At 73.0% G+C, this 18043-nt stretch carries 17 protein-coding genes; 10 read left to right on the top strand and 7 right to left on the bottom strand.

The features are described from left to right. The first annotated feature begins 4 nt into the window (after positions 1-4). Together ACP6CK_RS24985 and ACP6CK_RS24990 are read left to right on the top strand one after the other, a co-directional pair. Complete coding sequence (locus ACP6CK_RS24985) at positions 5-763, top strand: SDR family NAD(P)-dependent oxidoreductase (RefSeq protein ID WP_426956040.1); 759 nt, start codon at positions 5-7, stop codon at positions 761-763. A gap of 52 nt (positions 764-815) precedes the next feature. Next, the gene (locus tag ACP6CK_RS24990; protein ID WP_426956041.1) at positions 816-1805 is read left to right on the top strand and encodes a Bug family tripartite tricarboxylate transporter substrate binding protein; all 990 of its coding nucleotides are present in this window, start codon (positions 816-818) and stop codon (positions 1803-1805) included. Between the two features lie 56 nt (positions 1806-1861). Here the strand turns inward: ACP6CK_RS24990 and ACP6CK_RS24995 are convergent, their stop codons facing one another. From ACP6CK_RS24995 to ACP6CK_RS25010, 4 genes are all read right to left on the bottom strand, one after another. Then, positions 1862-2581, bottom strand: a complete 720-nt coding sequence (locus ACP6CK_RS24995) for an aspartate/glutamate racemase family protein (protein WP_426956042.1) — start codon at positions 2579-2581, stop codon at positions 1862-1864. Positions 2582-2691: 110 nt separating this feature from the next. Beyond that, positions 2692-4296, bottom strand: a complete 1605-nt coding sequence (gene ggt, locus ACP6CK_RS25000) for a gamma-glutamyltransferase (protein WP_426956043.1) — start codon at positions 4294-4296, stop codon at positions 2692-2694. A 46-nt stretch (positions 4297-4342) separates the two neighbouring features. After that, a complete protein-coding gene (locus ACP6CK_RS25005; protein WP_426956044.1) occupies positions 4343-5191 on the bottom strand; it encodes an alpha/beta hydrolase in 849 nt (282 codons plus the stop codon). Positions 5192-5195: 4 nt separating this feature from the next. Beyond that, the gene (locus ACP6CK_RS25010) at positions 5196-6794 is read right to left on the bottom strand and encodes an ABC transporter substrate-binding protein (protein WP_426956045.1); all 1599 of its coding nucleotides are present in this window, start codon (positions 6792-6794) and stop codon (positions 5196-5198) included. Positions 6795-6924: 130 nt separating this feature from the next. Here ACP6CK_RS25010 and ACP6CK_RS25015 point away from each other — a divergent pair, with 130 nt between their 5' ends. The 7 genes from ACP6CK_RS25015 (at position 6925) to ACP6CK_RS25045 (ending at position 14162) form a co-directional block, all read left to right on the top strand. Further along, positions 6925-7857 carry a lysophospholipid acyltransferase family protein gene (locus tag ACP6CK_RS25015; protein ID WP_426956046.1) on the top strand — a complete coding sequence of 311 codons (933 nt, stop codon included), beginning with the start codon at positions 6925-6927 and terminating at the stop codon, positions 7855-7857. Positions 7858-8015: 158 nt separating this feature from the next. After that, positions 8016-9485 carry a tRNA (N6-isopentenyl adenosine(37)-C2)-methylthiotransferase MiaB gene (gene miaB, locus ACP6CK_RS25020; protein ID WP_426956047.1) on the top strand — a complete coding sequence of 490 codons (1470 nt, stop codon included), beginning with the start codon at positions 8016-8018 and terminating at the stop codon, positions 9483-9485. Positions 9486-9526: 41 nt separating this feature from the next. Beyond that, positions 9527-10567 carry a PhoH family protein gene (locus ACP6CK_RS25025; protein ID WP_426959973.1) on the top strand — a complete coding sequence of 347 codons (1041 nt, stop codon included), beginning with the start codon at positions 9527-9529 and terminating at the stop codon, positions 10565-10567. Positions 10568-10574: 7 nt separating this feature from the next. Further along, positions 10575-11060 (top strand): rRNA maturation RNase YbeY, encoded by a 486-nt coding sequence (gene ybeY / locus ACP6CK_RS25030; protein WP_426956048.1) that lies wholly within the window; start codon positions 10575-10577, stop codon positions 11058-11060. Then, positions 11057-11974 (top strand): hemolysin family protein, encoded by a 918-nt coding sequence (locus ACP6CK_RS25035; protein WP_426956049.1) that lies wholly within the window; start codon positions 11057-11059, stop codon positions 11972-11974. Before ybeY ends, ACP6CK_RS25035 begins: the two co-directional genes overlap by 4 nt. Before the next feature lie 10 nt (positions 11975-11984). Then, entirely contained in the window at positions 11985-13526 is a 1542-nt protein-coding gene (gene lnt, locus ACP6CK_RS25040; protein WP_426956050.1) for an apolipoprotein N-acyltransferase, read from the top strand. Between the two features lie 183 nt (positions 13527-13709). Then, on the top strand, positions 13710-14162 hold the full coding sequence (locus ACP6CK_RS25045) for a helix-turn-helix domain-containing protein (protein WP_426956051.1): 453 nt from the start codon (positions 13710-13712) through the stop codon (positions 14160-14162). Between the two features lie 23 nt (positions 14163-14185). Here ACP6CK_RS25045 and ACP6CK_RS25050 read toward each other — a convergent pair whose 3' ends face one another. Continuing rightward, positions 14186-14686 carry a DUF2244 domain-containing protein gene (locus tag ACP6CK_RS25050; protein WP_426956052.1) on the bottom strand — a complete coding sequence of 167 codons (501 nt, stop codon included), beginning with the start codon at positions 14684-14686 and terminating at the stop codon, positions 14186-14188. A 125-nt stretch (positions 14687-14811) separates the two neighbouring features. Between ACP6CK_RS25050 and nth the strand changes: the two genes are divergently transcribed. Further along, positions 14812-15459, top strand: a complete 648-nt coding sequence (gene nth / locus ACP6CK_RS25055) for an endonuclease III (protein WP_426959974.1) — start codon at positions 14812-14814, stop codon at positions 15457-15459. Here nth and ACP6CK_RS25060 read toward each other — a convergent pair. Both ACP6CK_RS25060 and ACP6CK_RS25065 read right to left on the bottom strand, forming a co-directional pair. Next, positions 15423-16859: an ATP-binding protein gene (locus tag ACP6CK_RS25060; protein WP_426956053.1), complete on the bottom strand. Its 1437-nt coding sequence runs from the start codon at positions 16857-16859 to the stop codon at positions 15423-15425. The genes nth and ACP6CK_RS25060 overlap by 37 nt on opposite strands. A 23-nt stretch (positions 16860-16882) precedes the next feature. Further along, positions 16883-18028, bottom strand: coding sequence for a penicillin-binding protein activator (locus ACP6CK_RS25065; RefSeq protein ID WP_426956054.1), 1146 nt, complete (start codon positions 18026-18028; stop codon positions 16883-16885). Between the last annotated feature and the right edge of the window lie 15 nt (positions 18029-18043).

An 18043-nucleotide genomic window follows, 5' to 3' on the forward strand; every position in this document is an offset into this window, starting at 1 on the left:
CGATGTGACGGAACCCACGCGGGTGGCGATCGTGACGGGCGGGGCGCGCGGCATCGGCCGCGGCTGCGCGCTGGAACTGGCCCGCCGCGGCCTGGACGTGGCGCTCGTGGACCTGCTGGCGCCGGAGATGGTGCGCACGAAGGGCGAGATCGAGGCGCTCGGCCGGCGCTGCCTGACCTTCGAGGCGGATGTCGCCGAATTCGCGCGGGCGGAGGAGATCGCGACGGCGGTCGAGGCCGCGTGGGGCCGGATTGACGTGCTGGTGAACAATGCCGGCAAGGCGCAGCCGAAGGGCATCCTGGAGATCGCGGAGGAGGAGTTCGACCGCACCATCGCGATCAACCTGAAGTCCTGCTTCAACTACATCCGGGCCTGCGCGCCGCGGATGCAGAAGGTGGGGGCGGGGCGGATCGTCTCCATGTCGTCGCTGAACGCGATCTCGGGCGGCGTCACGGCGGCGGTCAGCCGCTTCGCCTATGCCTCGGCCAAGGCGGGCATCCTGGGGATGACGCGGGCGCTGGCGAAGGAGCTGGGGCCGAACATCCTGGTCAACGCGATCTGCCCCGGGCTGATCCAGACGGAGCTGGCGAAGAACCACGTCATCGTGGAGCGCGGGGCGGAGCTGGCGAGGAACGGCATCGCGCTGGGCCGGGTGGGGACGGTGGACGACGTGGCCCAGATCGTGGCCTTCCTCGCGACGTCGGAGCCCTGCTTCATCTCGGGGCAGGAGTTCGTCGTGGACGGGTTCCAGTATCACCGGTGACGCCGGCACGGTCGGTGCTCCGGCGCCGGGCCGCGCCTTCAGGAGATCTCGCATGACGATCACGGCCCCGACCCGCCGTGCCGCCCTCGGGCTGGGAGCCGCCGCCCTGGCCCTGCCGCGCGCCGGCCGGGCACAGGGCTGGCCGACACGGCCCGTCCGGATCGTCGTGGCCTTCGGCACGGGTGGGGGCACGGACGTCACCACGCGGCTGATCGCGCCGCGCCTGTCGCAGATCCTGGGGCAGCCGGTGGTGATCGAGAACCGGCCCGGCGCCGGTGGCGCCACCGGCACGGATTACGTCGCGAAGCTGCCGCCGGACGGGACGACCTTCGTGCTGGCGACGCTGTCCTCCATCGGGATCGCGCCGGCGCTCTACGCACGGCTGCCCTACGATCCCGTGCGGGACCTCGTGGCCGTGGCGCCAACGGTCTACGTGCCGATCTGCCTGACGGTCACGACCACGGGGCTCAACGCCCGGGACGTGCCGGGCTTCGTCGCGGCGCTGAAGGAGCGGCCGGGAGGGTTCTTCTACGGCAGCGCCGGCGTCGGCACGACCGGGCACCTGGCCAGCGCCGGCTTCCTGCAGAAGACCGGCACGTCGGCGGAGCATGTGCCCTTCCGCAACCCCGGCGAGGTCTACACCGCCCTCGTCGCCGGGCGCGTGCAGTTCAACAGCGACATCCCCAGCATCATGCTGCCCTATCACCGGGACGGCCAAGCGCGAACGCTGTTCGTCGCGACGCCGGAGCGCGTGCCGATCATGCCGGAGGTGCCCACCGCCGCGGAGGTGGGGCTGGCCGACTACAAGGCGTATTCCTGGTACGGGCTGTTCGGCCCGGCCGGCACGCCGGCACCCGTGGTGGAGCGGCTGGCGGCGGCAGTGGACGAGGCGCTGGCCGATCCCACCATCCAGGCCCGCTTCAACGAGCTGGGCACGCCGGCCATGCGCGGCTACTCGCCCGAGCGATTCAGTGCCTATATCCGGGAGGAGATCGCGACCTGGGGGCCGCTGGTGCGGGCCTCCGGCGCGCGGGTGGACTGACGCGGCAGGGCCGGATCGTCCGGGGCCTGTTCCCCAAGGACCCGGCTGCGGCGGTCCTACGATCCTGACGCTTGCGCGCGCGGTTCGGCCACGCTGTCCAGCGCGACCCGGCCCGCCGCGAGGTCGGCGAGCAGGTCCACGTGCACGTCCAGCGCGTCGATCACCGGGTAGCCGGTGTCCTGCCCGTCGAAGGCGAGGTTGAGGTCGGTTCCGGCGAGCACGATGGCCTCGGCCCCGGCGGCGATCATGCGCCGGCCGGCGTCCAGCAGAAGGTCCCGCTGCGCCGGCTGGCAGACGCCGGCGACGGCGATGTCCTGGTAGGTCTGGCCCAACGTCTCGATCTCGTCGTCGAGCGCGAGGGCCTGCGTCCGCGCGAGCTGGCCGTAGAGTCGCGTCCGCATCACCACGCGCGTGCCGAGCAGCCCGATGCGCCGGATACCCTGCCCGGCGAAGAAGGCGTCCAGCGGCGCCACGCCGGACACGAGGGGGAGCGGCGTCGCGGCCAGGAGCTCAGCGAGGCAGAAATGCCCGCCGATGGAGGTCAGCGCCGCGCAGTCGCAGCCCGCATCCTTCAACCTTTGCAGCAGGGGGAGAAAGGCCCGGGCCTGCTCCTCCCGGCGGTCGGCGAGGTTGTTGCGGATGAGCTCGTGGATTTCGCCGTGGACGATCGTGAGGTCGAGCCGTTCCATGCCGCGCTTCGCCGCGGCGGCCGTGAGCCGCTGATAGTAGACGATGGTTGCCGCGACACCAATGCCGCCGATCAGGCCGATGTGCATGGAGCCTCCTTCCCGGTGGGGTGCGGGCGCCCGGGCGCGCGACGCTGTCCGGCCATCATGGACCAGACCCGCCCTCCGATGGGAAGGCGGGTCCGTTCCCACGGGCGTTCCTAGACGAGGATCGCCATCCCGTCCCGCTGCGGGTCGGCGCCGCCCTGGAGGCGGTCGCCCTCGACGGCGATGCCGTGCAGGGCGGCGAAGGCGTAGCTCATCGGGCTGCGCTTGATGTCGTAGCCCATGGCGGCCAGCTCGTCCGTCACGTCGCGGCGGACGCGGTTGGAGACGTCGATCGAGTCCGACACGGCGACGACGCGGGGCGCTGCCACGGCGTCCGACATGGACATGCCGAAGTCGATGACGTTGGAGATGCCCTGGGCGATGGCGGGCGCGATGTAGGTGCCGCCCGGCGCGCCGATGACGATGCGCGGCCGGTCACCGCGGAAGACGATGGTCGGCGCCTGGGAGGCGGAGCGGCGCTTGCCCGGGGCGATGGAGCCGGGCCGGCCGGGGCGCGGGTCGAAGCGGCTCATCGTGCCGTTCCACATGATGCCCAGCCCCTCCGTGATCGCGCCGGAGGGGCTGCCGAGGGTGTGGGTCATCGTCACGCAGTTGCCGTCCTTGTCCACCACCGAGACGTGGGTGGTGTCCTTGTCCTGCTTCTTCTCCAGGCGGGTGACGCGGAGGCGTTCGCCACGGCGGATGCCCTCAGCGGCCGCGGCGGTGTAGTCGCGGGACAGCAGCTCGTCCGTCGGGACCTTCACGAAGGCGGGGTCGCCCATGTTCCGGTCCTTGTCGATGGTCATGCGCTTCATGGCCTCGGCCAGGATGCGGACGTGCTCCACGCTGCCATGGCGCAGGCTGCCGATATCGAAGTGATCGAGGATATGCAGCAGCTGCATCATCGCGAAGCCGCTGCTCGGCGGAGGCAGGGTGGCGACGCGGTGGCCGCGATACTCGCCCCAGAGGGGATCGGCGAGGGAGATCTTGTAGTTGCGCAGGTCCTCCCGGCTGATCAGGGCGCCATGGGCCTGGAAGTCGGCGGCGATCTCCTCGGCCATCTCACCGGTGTAGAAGAGGTCGGGGCCGCCAGCGGCGAGGCGCTCCAGCGTGCGGGCGAGGTCGGTGTTCTGCACGATGTCGCCGGGGCGCTTGGGGTTGCCATCCCCGCGGAAGAACAGGCGGCGCCCGCTCTCTGTCAGGCGCAGCTTGTCGCTGGTGTTCACCTGGCCCGTGCCGCTCTGGTCCTGGGTCATGAACCAGTGGACGTGCGGGCGGACCATGAAGCCGTTCCGCGCGTAGCCGATGGCGGGGCCGAAGGCGTCCTTCCAGTCCATCGTGCCCCAGCGGCGGAGTGCTTCGGCATAGCCCATGACGTTGCCGGGGGTGCAGACGGCCAGGTGCCCGGCCTCGCTGATGCCGCCCTCCAGCAGGAAGGCGAAGCCGTCGCGCGACTGGCCGAGGAGCTTCGATTCCCACATGTCCGGCGTGGCCGCCAATGGGGCGCGGGCGAAGAATTCCAGCACTTGGTGCACGCCGCGCTGGGGCATGTAGACCTGCATCGTGCCGAAGCCGCCGATGCCAACCATCAGCGGGTCCACCACGCCCTGCACGAGTCCGCAGACGATAGCGGCGTCCACGGCGTTGCCGCCGCGCTCCAGCACCTGCGCCCCGGCCTCCACGGCCTCGGGCTGCGGGGCGACGATCATGCCGGGCATCAGCGTGCGATCATCCGAGGCGAAGCCGAGGGCGTGAATCGCATGCTCATGCCTCTTTCCGCTTCATCACGTCGGCGAAGAAGTCCTGCATCTTGCCCATGGCCTTCATCCGGTCGTGCGAGACGCCGGGGAGGAGATCGAAGCGGACCTTGGCGCCCGCCGCCTCGAAAGAGCGGCGCAGCGCGTCCAGGCGCTCGGGGCGGGTGCGGCCGGCGTCGTTCGCGCCCTCCATCCAGCGCTTGCCGCCGGGCTGGTGGGTGATCTCCCAGGTCTCCAGGTCGGCGTCGCCCACCACCATGTGCACGGGCAGGCGGGCGATGGCCGCCCGGTCGAGCTCGATCCCGAAGCGGGCCTTCAGGTCGCGGATGCCGACCCACCAGTCGCGATTGGCGTCCAGCAGCGTGACGGAACCGGCCGCGCCGACCGAGCAGGCCCAGAGCTTCGCCGGGTGCAGGATGGCGAAGCGGTGGGCGAAGTGGCCGCCGCCGGAATAGCCGCAGATGGCGAAGGTGTCGGCGGTCAGGCCGTAGCGCTCCTTCACCTCGTCCACCATGCCGAGGAGGACGCGGTCGTAGCGGATCTCGCCCTCCTCCATGTACTTGTAGCCGTTCGCCTCGTCGTCGCCGCGCACGCCGATGGGGAAGAGCGGGCAGAGGATCAGGCAGTCGTTCCAGCGCCCGAACTCCGCGAAGCCGTTGCGGAAATCGAGGAAGCTGTCGCGCGTGCTGCCATGGACGCATACCACGATCCGCGTCTCCGCCGTGAAGTCCGGCGGCACGTAGAGGGCGTAGGAGAAGCGTGTGTCCACGCGCGCCGCGCGGACGGCGGTGCGGCCGAGCTGGTAGGTCTGGCGCATCCGCTGGCGCGGATCGGTGACGGGCGGGGCGTCGGCCATGGGATCAGCCCTCCTTCGTGACGCCGGTGGCGAGCGTGGACTGGTCGGCTCGGGCCACGTAGCCGACGCCGCGCCGGGCCCCCCAGACCGAGACCTCGTGGTGCAGGGGGATTAGGCCGACGTCGCGGAACAGAATGCCGCTCGCCTCCCCGAGCAGGGCGTTGCGGCGGGTGTCGTCCATCGTCCGCAGCGCCTCCTTCAGGCGGCGGTCCACCTCCGGGTTGGAGTAGCGGCCGCCGTTGGAGACGCCGAGCCCGGCCTCCTGGTCCTTCGTCGCGGCCAGGGCTGACATGGGGTTGGAGGTCTCGCCCGTGTTCACGCCCCAGGCGCCGAGGAAGACGGAGTGCTCGGTGCGGAGGTTGTTGCGGCCGGCATAAGTGGACCAGGGCATCACCTCGGCCCGCGCCTCCAGGCCGATGCGGGTGAACATCTGCGCCACCGCCTGCACGATCTTCGCGTCATTGATGTATCGGTCGTTCGGCCCGTGCACGGTCAGGCGGAAGCCGCGGGGATAGCCGGCCTCGGCCAGCAGGGCGCGGGCGCGATTCGGGTCGAAGGGTGGCGGGTCCAGCGTCGGGTCGGTGCCCGGCCCGCCCTTGGGCAGGAACTGGCCGGCGATCACGGCGTCGCCCTCCATCACCCGCTCCACCATCGCCTGACGGTTGATGCCCAGGGACAGCGCCTGCCGGACGCGCAGGTCCTTCAGCGGGTTGGTGGTCAGCGGCCGGCCGTCCATGCCCTGGATGAAGGGCGAGACGTCGTTGACCATGTCCATGCCGAGATAGACGAAGCGCGCGGAGATGCCGCGGATCAGGTGCAGGCGCTGATCGCTCCGCACGCGGTCTGTGTTGGCCGAGGAGACCGCCTCGATGATGTCGAGATCGCCGGAGAGCAGCCCGGCGAGGCGCGCCGCGTCGTCCGTCACCATCCGGAGGATCACGGTCTCCCATGGGGTGCGGCCGCCCCACCAGTTGTCGTTCCGCGCGAGGGTGATGCGGTTCCCGGGGATGTACTCGCGCAGGATGTAGGGGCCGGTGCCGATCGCCGCGCGTCCCGCGTTGAACTCGGCGGAGGGTGCGTCCTTGTACTTCGCGGAGATGACGCGCACGCGTCCGATGGAGTTCAGCAGCAGCGGGTCCGGCGCCCGCGTCTCGATGCGCAGCGTGTGCGGGTCGACGGCCGTCATCTCCTTGATGGAGCGCGTGTAGGTGCGGAAGGAGGCGGCGCTGGGAAGGTCGGTGGCGCGGCGGATGGAGATGATCGCATCCTCCGCCGTGAAGGGCGCGCCGTCGGAGAAGCGGACGTCGCGCAGCTTGAAGGTCCAGTGCGTGTCGTCCTCGCGCGTCCAGGACTCCGCCAGCCCGGGGACGGAGCGGGCCACCTCGTTGTTCACGATCAGGCTGTCGAAGATGTGGGCGGAGACGGCATTGTTCGGCGTGTTGCTCAGCAGATGCGGATCGAGCGTCGTGTTCGGCGCCGCCATCCCGATCCGCAGCGTGGTGCCGCCGGCGCCCTGGGCACGGGCACTGCCCAGCCAGCCCGGGGCCACCCAGGCGGCCCCGCCGGCCAGGGCGGCGGTGAGAAGGTCGCGGCGCGTGGTCATAGGGGCCTCCTGGATTTCGGCGGCGCGGAGACTAGGCCGCGGCCCGCCCCGGTGGAACCGGGGCAGGGCTTCACGCGCCCGTCACGCGCCCGACATGGACGCGACGCCGCCCCCGCGCTAACCCGCGACGATGGAGACCGCCGCCCGCGATCCCGCCGAGGCCCTGCGCCCCCGCCGCCTGCGCCGCCGCACCCCGCTGCGCTTCCGCCGCGCCGTGCCCGGCAGCGCGCTGTTCGACGTGATGGGGGATCGGCCCCTCGGCGGCCGTATCCGGGCGGTGCGGCGGATCGCCCTGGCCCTGCTGTGGACGGCGCTCTGCATCCCCGTGCAGGCCGTGCTGATCAACCTGCCCGGACGGGGAAAGGCCGCCTTCGCCCGCTGGTACTGGCGGGGGATGTGCTTCCTCCTCGGCGTCCGGCTGCAGGTGCTGGGGGCGAGGCCCGCAGGCCCGCGGACCCTTTATCTCGCCAATCATTCCTCCTGGCTCGACATCGTCGTGCTCGGCAGCGTGCTGGAGGCGCCCTTCGTCTCGAAGGCCGAGGTGCGGGGCTGGCCGCTGATCGGGCTTGTGGCGCGGCTGGGCCGGACCGTCTTCGTCTCCCGCGCCCGTGCCCGCGGCGCCATGGGCAGCGAGGCGAACGAGATGCGCGAGCGGCTGGCGGCCGGCGACGCCATCATCCTCTTCCCCGAGGGCACGAGCTCCGACGGGGCGCGGGTGCTGCCCTTCCGCTCCTCCTTCCTCGCGGTGGCCGATGCGGCGGCGGCGGTGCAGCCGGTGTCGGTGGGCTATGACCGGCTGGGCGGGCTGCCGGCCTGCCGGCGGGACCGGCCGCTGTTCGCCTGGTACGGGGACATGGACATCGGCAGCCATGTCTGGCGATTGGCCCGCCACGCCGGGCTGCGCGCCACCGTGGTGCTGCACGAGCCCCTGGCGCCGGACGCCATCCCGAACCGCAAGCGGCTCTCGGCCGCGGTGGAGGCGACGGTGGCGGAAGGGGCTGCGACCCTGCGCCAGAACCGGCCGCCGCGGTCCCTCGCGGTCGTGGCAGCAACGAGTGCTTGACGGGAATCGCCCGGTCCCCCGAGGCTTTCCGCGTGGAACCGGCCCCGCCCGCATGACGGGTCTTGCTTGACCCGCCTTTGCTTGACCATCGCGGCCCCGCGCCGCACATGCCCTCGCACCCGGGTCACCCCGCCCGGCGCGAGAGGATCCCTGCTTCCATGACCCGTTCCGCCGGCCCCGTTCCGGCCGGTGCCCCGGCGGCCCCTGCCGCTCCGGGCGCGGCCTCGGCCGATTCCCACGCAGCGTCTGCCCGCGCGCCCCGCCGGCTGCTGATCCGCACCTGGGGCTGCCAGATGAACGTGTATGACAGCACCCGCATGGCGGAGCTGCTGGCGCCCCTCGGCTACGCGCCCACGGAGCGGGCGGAGGAGGCCGACATGGTCATCCTCAACACCTGCCACATCCGGGAGAAGGCGAGCGAGAAGGTCTTCTCCGATCTCGGCCGGCTGCGCGACACGAAGAAGGAGCGCCAGGCCGGGGGCAAGGAGACGATCATCGCGGTGGCGGGCTGCGTCGCCCAGGCGGAGGGGGCGGAGATCACGGCCCGCGCCCCCTGGGTGGACATCGTGCTCGGCCCGCAGACCTACCATCGCCTGCCGGAGATGGTCGCCCGCGCCAGCCGCGCTGCCGGCGCGGTGATCGAGACCGACTTCCCGGCCGAGGACAAGTTCGACCACCTGCCGGAGGCCCGCGCGTCGCAGGGGCCGGTCGCCTTCCTGACGATCCAGGAGGGATGCGACAAGTTCTGCTCCTTCTGCGTCGTCCCCTACACGCGCGGCGCCGAGTTCTCCCGGCCGGCGGCGGCCATTCTGGCCGAGGCGCGGGCGCTGGCGGCGGGCGGGGCGCGGGAGATCGCGCTGCTCGGGCAGAACGTGAATGCGTGGGCCGGGGAGGCCCCGAGAACGGGGCAAGGAGCGTCGCCGGAGGGCAACACCTGGCGCCTCGCTCGTCTGCTGCGCGAACTGGCGGACATCCCCGGCGTTGCCCGTCTGCGCTACACGACGAGCCACCCGCGCGACATGGATGACGACCTCATCGCCGCCCACGGGGAGATCCCGGCCCTGATGCCCTATCTGCACCTGCCGGTGCAGTCCGGGTCCGACAGGGTGCTGGCGGCGATGAACCGGGGGCACAAGGCCGACCTCTACCTGCGGCTGGCGGACCGGCTGCGGGCGGCGCGGCCGGACCTCGCGCTCACCTCCGACTTCATCGTCGGCCATCCCGGCGAGACGGCGGCCGACTTCGACGCGACCATGCGGCTGGTGGAGCGCGTGGGCTTCGCCGGTGCCTATTCCTTCAAGTATTCCGCGCGGCCCGGCACGCCGGCGGCGTCCCAGCCCGGCGTGGTGCCGGAGGCGGAGAAGGATGCGCGGCTCCAGACGCTCCAGGCGCTGCTGCGGGAGCAGCAGGACGGCTTCAACCGCTCCTGCGTCGGCCGCACGGTGGAGGTGCTGGTGACCGGCCCCGGGCGCCACCCCGGCCAGATCGCCGGGCGCACGCCCTGGCTCCAGCCCGTCCATGCGCTCGGGTCCGGTCGGCCCGGCGATGTCGTGCCGATGCATTTGACGGCCGCCCACCCCAATTCTCTCTCCGCAACCCTGGCGCACGAGGAGTCCGCCGCCGCTTGAACACCTTCGCCGCCCAGCCGGGGGGCATCACCCTCCGCGCGATCCCTCCGTCCCGGGCCTATCCGGCCCAGGGCGAGGCCGCCCGAACCGTCACCCTCAGCTTCGACGACAACGCGCTGCTGCCGCTTCTCTTCGGGGAACATGACCGGCACCTCGCGCGTGTCGAGCAGCGATTGGGGGTGCGGATCTCCTCGCGCGGGAACCGGGTGACGATCGGCGGCACGGCGGAGTCGGCTGCGCTGGCGGAATCGGTGCTGCGCGCCCTGTGGCGGCGGCTGGAGAGAGGAGACGCGACCGGCATGGCGGAGGTGGAGGCGGCGCTGCGCATGGCGGACGGTCCGCCCATGCCGGAGAACGGCTCGGACCCGCGCCTGCCCCTGGCGGACCTGCCGGCGATCCGCACCCGCAAGGGCGCCATCGCCCCGCGGTCCCGGACCCAGGCCGCCTACATGGACATGCTCCAGACGCAGGACATGGTCTTCGGCACCGGCCCGGCCGGCACCGGCAAGACCTATCTCGCGGTGGCGCAGGGCGTGGCGCTGCTCCAGGCCGGGCGGGTGGACCGCATCGTCCTGTCCCGGCCGGCGGTGGAGGCGGGGGAGCGGCTGGGCTTCCTGCCCGGCGACATGAAGGAGAAGGTCGACCCCTATCTCCGCCCGCTCTACGACGCGCTCCACGACATGATGCCGGCGGAGCAGGTGGCCCGCCGCATCGTCTCGGGCGAGATCGAGATCGCGCCGCTCGCCTTCATGCGCGGCCGGACGCTGGCGCACTGCTTCGCCATCCTGGATGAGGCGCAGAACACCACCACGGCGCAGATGAAGATGTTCCTCACCCGCATGGGGGAGGGGACGCGCATGGTCATCACCGGCGACCCGACCCAGGTGGACCTGCCGCCGGGCCAGAAGTCCGGGCTGGTGGAGGCGCTCTCCATCCTCGACGGGGTGGAGGGCATCGGCATCACCCGCTTCGCCGAGACCGACGTCGTCCGCCACCCCCTGGTCGGCCGGATCGTCCAGGCTTATGGACGGGCGGACGCAGCGAATGCGGCCGAGCGGCCGCGGCGGGCCACGAGGGAGTAAGGCGGCGGTGGGCAGTCGCCCGCCCGGCATCGGGGACGATGCCGGGCCTGACATCGAGATCGTGCTGGCGGACGCCGCGTGGCGATCCGCCGTGCCGCGCGTGGAGGAGGTGGCGCGCCGCGCCGCCCTGGCCGCCTGTGCGGAATCCGGGCTGGAGGGCGCCGTGACCCTTCTCCTGACCGACGACCGCGAGGTGCGTCGCCTGAACACGGATCACCGCGGGAAGGCGAAGCCGACCAACGTCCTCTCCTTCCCCGCGGACCATCCCGGCTTCCTCGGGGATGTCGCCCTCGCCCTCGGCACGGTGCGGCGGGAGGCGCGGGCAGCCGGACGCCCGGTGATGGCGCATCTCTCCCACCTCGTGGCCCATGGTGTCCTGCACCTGGCCGGCCATGACCACCTGCGTGCCGGGGAGGCGCGGCGGATGGAGCGGGCGGAGGCGCGGATCATGCGCCGGCTGGCCCTGCCCAACCCCTGGCGGGGCGTCGCATGAGCGAGCGCACCTCCGCGGCCGACCGCCAGGGCATCCTCTGGCGCTTCCAGGGCTTCCTCCGGAAGAAGGAGGCCGAGAGCGTCCGCGATCAGGTGGAGGCGCTCGTCGAGGGGGACGAGAACCCGGATTCCGCCGAGGAGCACGCGCTCGACCCGCAGGAGCGGACGATCCTCGGCAACGTCCTGCGCCTGCGGGACAAGACGGCGGTGGACGTGATGATCCCCCGCGCCGACATCGTCGCCATGCCGGCGAACCTGTCGCTGGAGGAGGCGATCCGCCTCATCCAGCGCGAGGGCCACTCCCGCTTCCCCGTCTACCGGGAGAACCTCGACGACATCCTCGGCATGGTCCACATCAAGGACGTCTTCGCCGCGGTCGGCACCGACGGGCCCTTCGACATCCAGGCGATCCTCCGCCGTCTCCTCTTCGTCGTGCCGCAGGTGCCGGTGCTCGACCTGCTGCTGCAGATGCGGGAGAGCCGGACCCACATGGCCCTGGTGGTGGACGAGTACGGCGGCATCGACGGGCTGGTCACGATCGAGGACCTCGTCGAGACGATCGTCGGCGACATCTCGGACGAGCACGACGAGGACGCCCCGCCGCAGATCACCGAGCGGCCCGACGGCACGCTGGACCTGGATGCCCGGATGCCGGTCGCGGCCTTCGAGGCCCGTCTCGGCGAGGTGCTGACGGCGGAGGAGCGGACCCAGGACATCGACACGGTCGGCGGCCTCGTCTTCACCCTCGCGGGCCGGGTCCCGGCCCGCGGCGAGCTCATCTCCCACCCCTCAGGCCTGGAGTTCCGGGTGCTGGACAGCGATCCCCGCCGGATCCGGCGGCTGCGCGTCCGCCGCCCGGCCCCCCCGGACGCCGCTCCCGCCCCCGGCGAGGCGCCGGCGCGCGCCGCCGAGTAGGACCACGCCCATGCAGCGGTTCATCCGCCACCTGGAAGGCCAGGCGGGCTGGCGCGCCCTGGTCACCGCCTTCGGTCTCGGCGCCCTGACGGCCCTCGCCATGCCGCCCGTGCACGCGATCCCCGTGCTGCTGGTCTCCTTCTCCGGCCTGCTGATCCTGCTCGGCAAGGCCGGGAGCTGGAAACGGGCGGCGGTGATCGGATGGGCCTTCGGCTGGGGAAGCCACGTCGCCGGCCTCTACTGGATCACCCACTCCATCCTGACCGAGGCGGAGCGGCTCTGGTGGTTCGTCCCCCTCGCCGTGCCGCTGCTGGCGCTGTGGATGGGAGCCTACACGATCATCGCGGCGGTCATCGCCTGGTGGGCGCGGCCGGGCTGGCCGCGGGCCCTGGCCCTGGCCGGCGGCTGGGTGCTGGCGGAATTCGTCCGCGGCTGGGCCTTCACGGGCTTTCCCTGGAACCTCATGGGCACGGTCTGGGCCTTCGGGGCGCTGCCGGTGCAGGGCGCCGCCTGGATCGGCGTGCACGGCCTGTCCCTGGTGACGGTCTGGCTGGCCGTGACGCCCCTGCTCGGCCGCCGCGCCATGGCCGGGGGGGTGGCCATCCTTCTCGGATTCGGTGCCTTCGGCCTCGCCCGCCTCTGGCCCGAGGAGCCGCCGCCGCTCCCGGCGACCGTGATCCTCGTGCAGGGGAACGTCGCGCAGGAGGCCAAGTGGCGGGAGGACACGCGCTGGCCGATCTTCCGCCGCTACATCGAGCTCAGCCGTCAGGGGGTGGAGGCGGCGGCGCGCGAGGCGCCGGGCACGCGCCCGGTGATCGTGTGGCCGGAGACGGCCAGCCCCTTCCTCCTCGCGGACGATCCGGAAGCGCGGAGGATCGCCGCGGCGGCCCTGCCGCCCGAGGGCCTGCTGCTGGCCGGCACGGTGCGGGGGGAATGGGGACCGGACGGGCGCGCCCAGCGCCTGTTCAACAGCCTTGTCGCCGTCACGCCGGACGGGGCGGTGGCCGGGCGCTTCGACAAGTTCCACCTCGTGCCCTTCGGCGAGTACATGCCGCTCGCCGGCCTGCTTCCCATCCGGGTGATCCGGGCCGGGGTGGATTTCGGCGCCGGGCCGGGGCCGACGGCTCTGCCGCTGCCCGGGCTGCCGCCGGCCGGCCCGCTGATCTGCTACGAGGTCATCTTCTCCGGGCAGGTCGTGGGAGACACGCGCCCGGGGTGGCTGCTGAACATCACCAACGATGCCTGGTTCGGCATCTCCGCCGGTCCGCACCAGCATCTGGCCACCGCCCGGATGCGGGCGGTGGAGGAGGGGCTGCCGATGCTGCGGGCCGCCCAGACCGGCATCTCCGCCGGCTTCGACTCCCGGGGCCGCGAGACCGCTCGCCTGCCGCTCGGGGAGACGGGCGTCGCCCTCTCCCCCTTGCCGGCAGCCGGGGCGCCGACGCCCTTCTCGCGGTTCGGTCTCCTCATCCCGCTCGTCCTGACGGGATTGTTCCTCGGGGGGGCGGCGTGGGGCTCGTATCGCGCGACTCCGTCGTTGAGAGTTCCTTAGGTCGCGCCCCCACAGACTCGTCTTATTAAGTGGAATTCTCGAAAGAGTTGACAAATCCTTACCGGGCCGGCAGGTTTTACATGCTATCAACGGGGTCCGGCTTATCCCGTGCAGGATGCGCGGATTGGTCGGCGCGCAGGAGGCACGCCGCAGCCCCATGCCATGAATGGAGGAGTGGCGCCGATGTCGAGTGACGAGGCGCTGGAGCGCACCGAGCGGGAGCACCGCCCGAGCCCCATCGATGTGCATGTCGGGACCCGGGTTCGGCTTCGACGCACCCTTCTCGGGTTGAGCCAGGAGAAGCTCGGCGAGGCGCTCGGCCTGACCTTCCAGCAGGTCCAGAAGTACGAGCGCGGCGTGAACCGCATCGGCGCGAGCCGCCTCTTCGACCTCGCCCGCGTGCTGGACGTGCCGATCGGGTTCTTCTTCGACGACATGCCGGACAGCCTCGGCGGCTCGGCCGGATTTCGTTCGCGCCTCGCGAGCGGCCTCGCCGAGCAGCAGGAAGGCTTCGAGGACGATACGCTGCACCGCCGCGAGACGCTGGAGCTGGTGCGCGCCTACTACCGCATCAACGAGCCGGCGGTCCGCAAGCGCGTCTTCGACCTTATCAAGTCACTCGCGCCGCCGGAGTGAACGGTCCCGGGTGACCGGTTCCGTCAGGGGTCGAGCTGAGGGTTGTCGAAGCGCGGAGACCGGTGATCGCGCAGGGCCTGCGTGAGGGCCCGAACGAGGTCGGCCTTCTCGGCCTCCGGGAGGAATCGCCCGATCTCGACGGAGCGGCCGCGGCTGGAGAGACGGCCCTCGCTGATTCGGCCGGGGCGGGACAGCAGCGCGGCCTCCGCCCAGTAGGCCTCGAATTCCGCCGCCTCGCGCCGCCCGCGCCCATCCGTTCGCACCACCCGCACCCGCCCGTCGCGCAGGAGGATGTGTTCCGCCGCCCGGCTGGACCAGCGCCGGTGCGCCAGCAGCAGGGAGACGACGAGCAGGACCTCGACGCCCATGAAGCCGGCCACGGGCCAGGCGCCCAGGAGCCAGAACACCGTCGTCACCGATCCCGAGCCGATCAGCAGGAGCAGCACGACGACCCCGAAGCCGCCGGCATGCCAGGATTGCCGGGGACTGGTGATCGCCTCGAAGAGGGTGGGGCCTGCCGTCATCGCCCTGAGATGTTACCCTGCTCTCTCTGGGCGAGTCCGCCCGTGTTCATGACCTCGTGACCCTGCCCGCCAAGCCGCGCCCTCCTCTGCACGGGACCGCCCGCGCCCCGCGCCGCGCCCGCCGCATGTCCACCGCCCAGGCGGAGGCCTTCATCCGCGCGCTGGCCGCCGCCAACCCGTCGCCGCAGCCGGAGCTGGATTTCGCCGATCCTTTCACCCTGCTGGTCGCGGTGGTGCTCTCGGCCCAGACGACCGATCTGGCGGTCAACAAGGCGACCGCAACCCTCTTTGCCGTCGCGCCGGATGCCGCGGCGATGGCGGCGCTGGGGGCGGAGGGGATCGCGCCGCATATCCGCCGGCTCGGGCTCTGGCAGGCGAAGGCGAAGAACGTCGCGGCCCTGGCCGCGCTGCTGGTGGAGCGGCATGCGGGCCAGGTCCCCTCCGACCGGGAGTCGCTCGAGGCGCTGCCCGGCGTGGGGCGCAAGACCGCGAATGTCGTGCTGAACGTCGCCTTCGGCGAGAACGCCATGGCGGTGGACACCCACATCTTCCGCATCGGCAACCGCACCGGCCTGGCCCCCGGCAAGACCCCGCGGGAGGTGGAGGACGGGCTGGTGCGGCGCTGCCCGCCGGAGCTTCTGCGCGACGCCCACCACTGGCTGATCCTGCACGGCCGTTACGTCTGCAAGGCGCGCCGTCCCGAGTGCTGGCACTGCCCCGCCATCCAGGCCTGCAACTACCCGGACAAGGTGGCAGGTCCCACCGCCGGTTGAGCGGCCGGGCTGCTGGACGCGGCATGGCCCGGCAGCCAGACCCGAAAGGTCGTGCCCTCCCCGGGCGCGCTGTCGATCAGCAGCTGGCCGCGGTGATGGCTGACGATGTGCTTCACGATCGCCAGCCCCAGCCCCGTGCCGCCCGCCGCGCGGCTGCGGCCGGCATCCACGCGGTAGAAGCGCTCGGTCAGGCGCGGGATGTGCTCGCGCGCGATGCCCGGCCCGTCATCGGTCACGCGCAGCAGCACGCCGGGCGCCAGCCCGTCCCGCGGGGCCGCGAGGACGGCGACGGACAGGCCGATCTGCCCGCGCTCCCGCCCGTGCCGGACGGCGTTCTCCAGGAGGTTCCGGAGCACCTGGGCGAGCTGGCCCGGATCGGCCGGCGTCACGATCGCGGGCGAGAGGTCGAGGGCGAGGGAAGCGTTCCGCGTGGCGAGGATCGGGGCCATCGCGGCGGCCTCGGCCCGCGCCAGCTCGTCGAGCCGGGCCTCCCCGCCCGGGGCCTGGTGCTCGGTCATCTCGATCCGGGAAAGGCCGAGCAGGTCCTCGATGAGCCGCCGCATCCGCTCCGCCTGCTCGGCGATGATGCCGAGGAAGCGCGCCCCCGCCTCCGGGTCGCCGGCCGCCGGGCCGCGCAGCGTCTCGACGAAGCCGATGATGGAGGAGAGGGGGGTGCGCAGCTCGTGGCTCGCATTCGCCACGAAGTCGGCGCGCATCCGTTCGGCGGCGCGGGCCTGGGTGCGGTCGGCAAGGACGATCAGCAGCCGTCCGCCATCCGCCAGCGGCGGGTCCAGCGGGATGACGTGGGTGGACAGGTCCCGCGCCACCGGCACGGGCAGGACCGCCTCCGCGGTCTGCGGCGCCCGTTCGGCCAGCGCCCGGTCCACGGCGCCGGCGATGCCGGGATGGCGCAGGAAAGCGGCGGTGTCGGCGGCGTCCCCCGCCTCCCCGAAGAATCGCCGGGCGGCGGCGTTGGCGCGCAGCGGGCTCCGGTCCGCGCCGAGGACGAGGAGGGGATCGGGCAGCGCCTCCACGATCGCGCTGTCGGCGCGGCGCAGCCGCTCCACCAGCGCCTCCCGCTCCGCCAGGCTGCGGGCAAGGCGCGCGGCGGCCTCCGCGACGAGGGCGGCGGAGGGAAGGAGCGGGACGCGGGGCAGGGAGGGGACGGCCCCCTCCGCGGCGTGGCGCAGGTCGGCGGCGAGTTGCGCGAGGGTGCCGAGCCAGATCCGGGCGAGGGTCGTGGAGGCCGTGACGACCAGGAGCAGGGCCAGAGCGGCCGGTCCCGGATCGGCGTAGCCCAGGAGCATCAGGAGCAGGAGCGCCAGGGACGGCACCCCGCCGATCAGCAGGGAGGCCCGGAGGAACGGGGCCCAGGGCGGGCGCGGCCATGGCAGGCGCACGCCGCCCTTTCCTCAGCGACGGATCAGGAGCCGGCGGCGCCCGGCAGGACGGCGGGCTCCACCAGGCGCGGCTCGCTGCCCGGCTCCAGCGCGTAGACCGCGAGGGCGCGCAGCACCCCGCCATTCGGCAGGAGCTGCAGCGCGCCGTCCGCGCCCTGCACCGTCTCGCCGACCGGCAGGCGGGCCGGGGCGCCGGGCGGGCCGCCGCGCACGCCGCGGATGGCGAGGGCCGCGGCGTCATAGGCGGTGGCGGCGAGGCGCGGCGGGCGCTCCCCGAAGGCGGCGGCGTAGCGGCTCTCGAAGCCCGCGCGGGCGAGGGCGTCGGGGCCGGGGATCCAGGCGCCCGCGAGGGCGGGTTCGCTGCCGAGCGCGGTGTCCGTCACCCAGAGCGCGTGGCCGGCGAGGCGCAGCGGCGGCACGGGCAAGCCGGCGGCGGAGAGGGCGGCGGCCATCTCCCGCGCCTGCGACCCGCTCTCGGCGAGGATGAGCAGGCCGATCCCCTCCTCTCCGGCCTCGGTCTTGAGCTGCCGTGCGGCGGCAGCGCGGGAGCTGCGGGCGGGGTAGGTGACGACGATCGGCGGCGGCAGGCCGGCATCCACCATGGCGCCGGTGAGCGCCGAGGAGAGCTGTCGGGCGAAGGGGCCCTCCGGCCCGGCGAGGGCGACCCGCGTGATGCCGGCGGTCCGCGCGGCCACGATGAGGCGCCGCACCTGCTGCGCTGGCGTGACGCCGAGCGCCCAGACGCCGCCACCGGCCTGCTGCGCATCATTCGTGAAGGCGAGGACGGGCACGCTCGCGCCGCGGGCCTGGCCGGCGGCGGCGCCCGTCTCGGCGCCGGTCAGCGGGCCGACCACCACGCGGGCCCCCTCGGACAGGGCCGCGCGGGCGGCCTCGGAGGCGCCGCTCGCGGTGCCGCCGGTGTCCCGCGGGACGAGTTCCACCTCGGGGCTGCCGGCATCGAACAGGGCGAGGGTCGTCGCGTTCAGCATGGACTGGCCGAGCGGTGCCTGGGCGCCGGTCATGGGCAGCAGCACCGCGACCTGGGTTCGCGGCCGCTCCGGCGGCAGAGGGGCGAGCGTCCGGACGAAGGCGCCGCCGGTGATGGTGGGACGCGTCGCCACTTGCGGGGCGCAGGCGGCGAGCCCCATGAGCGCGACGGACGCGAGCAACGCGGCGACAGGACG

It is taken from the genome of Muricoccus radiodurans (assembly GCF_050154705.1).
GTDB lineage: Bacteria > Pseudomonadota > Alphaproteobacteria > Acetobacterales > Acetobacteraceae > Roseomonas > Roseomonas radiodurans.

Bases quoted from the DNA above. Each gene is read 5' to 3' on its own strand.
- ACP6CK_RS25010 (WP_426956045.1), bottom strand. From the start codon at position 6,794: ATGACCACGCGCCGCGACCTTCTCACCGCCGCCCTGGCCGGCGGGGCC.
- miaB (WP_426956047.1), top strand. From the start codon at position 8,016: ATGACCCGTTCCGCCGGCCCCGTTCCGGCCGGTGCCCCGGCGGCCCCT.
- ACP6CK_RS25035 (WP_426956049.1), top strand. From the start codon at position 11,057: ATGAGCGAGCGCACCTCCGCGGCCGACCGCCAGGGCATCCTCTGGCGC.
- ACP6CK_RS25045 (WP_426956051.1), top strand. From the start codon at position 13,710: ATGTCGAGTGACGAGGCGCTGGAGCGCACCGAGCGGGAGCACCGCCCG.
- ACP6CK_RS24990 (WP_426956041.1), top strand. From the start codon at position 816: ATGACGATCACGGCCCCGACCCGCCGTGCCGCCCTCGGGCTGGGAGCC.
- ACP6CK_RS25050 (WP_426956052.1), bottom strand. From the start codon at position 14,686: ATGACGGCAGGCCCCACCCTCTTCGAGGCGATCACCAGTCCCCGGCAA.
- ACP6CK_RS24995 (WP_426956042.1), bottom strand. From the start codon at position 2,581: ATGCACATCGGCCTGATCGGCGGCATTGGTGTCGCGGCAACCATCGTC.
- lnt (WP_426956050.1), top strand. From the start codon at position 11,985: ATGCAGCGGTTCATCCGCCACCTGGAAGGCCAGGCGGGCTGGCGCGCC.
- ACP6CK_RS25015 (WP_426956046.1), top strand. From the start codon at position 6,925: ATGGAGACCGCCGCCCGCGATCCCGCCGAGGCCCTGCGCCCCCGCCGC.
- nth (WP_426959974.1), top strand. From the start codon at position 14,812: ATGTCCACCGCCCAGGCGGAGGCCTTCATCCGCGCGCTGGCCGCCGCC.
- ACP6CK_RS25005 (WP_426956044.1), bottom strand. From the start codon at position 5,191: ATGGCCGACGCCCCGCCCGTCACCGATCCGCGCCAGCGGATGCGCCAG.
- ggt (WP_426956043.1), bottom strand. From the start codon at position 4,296: ATGCCCGGCATGATCGTCGCCCCGCAGCCCGAGGCCGTGGAGGCCGGG.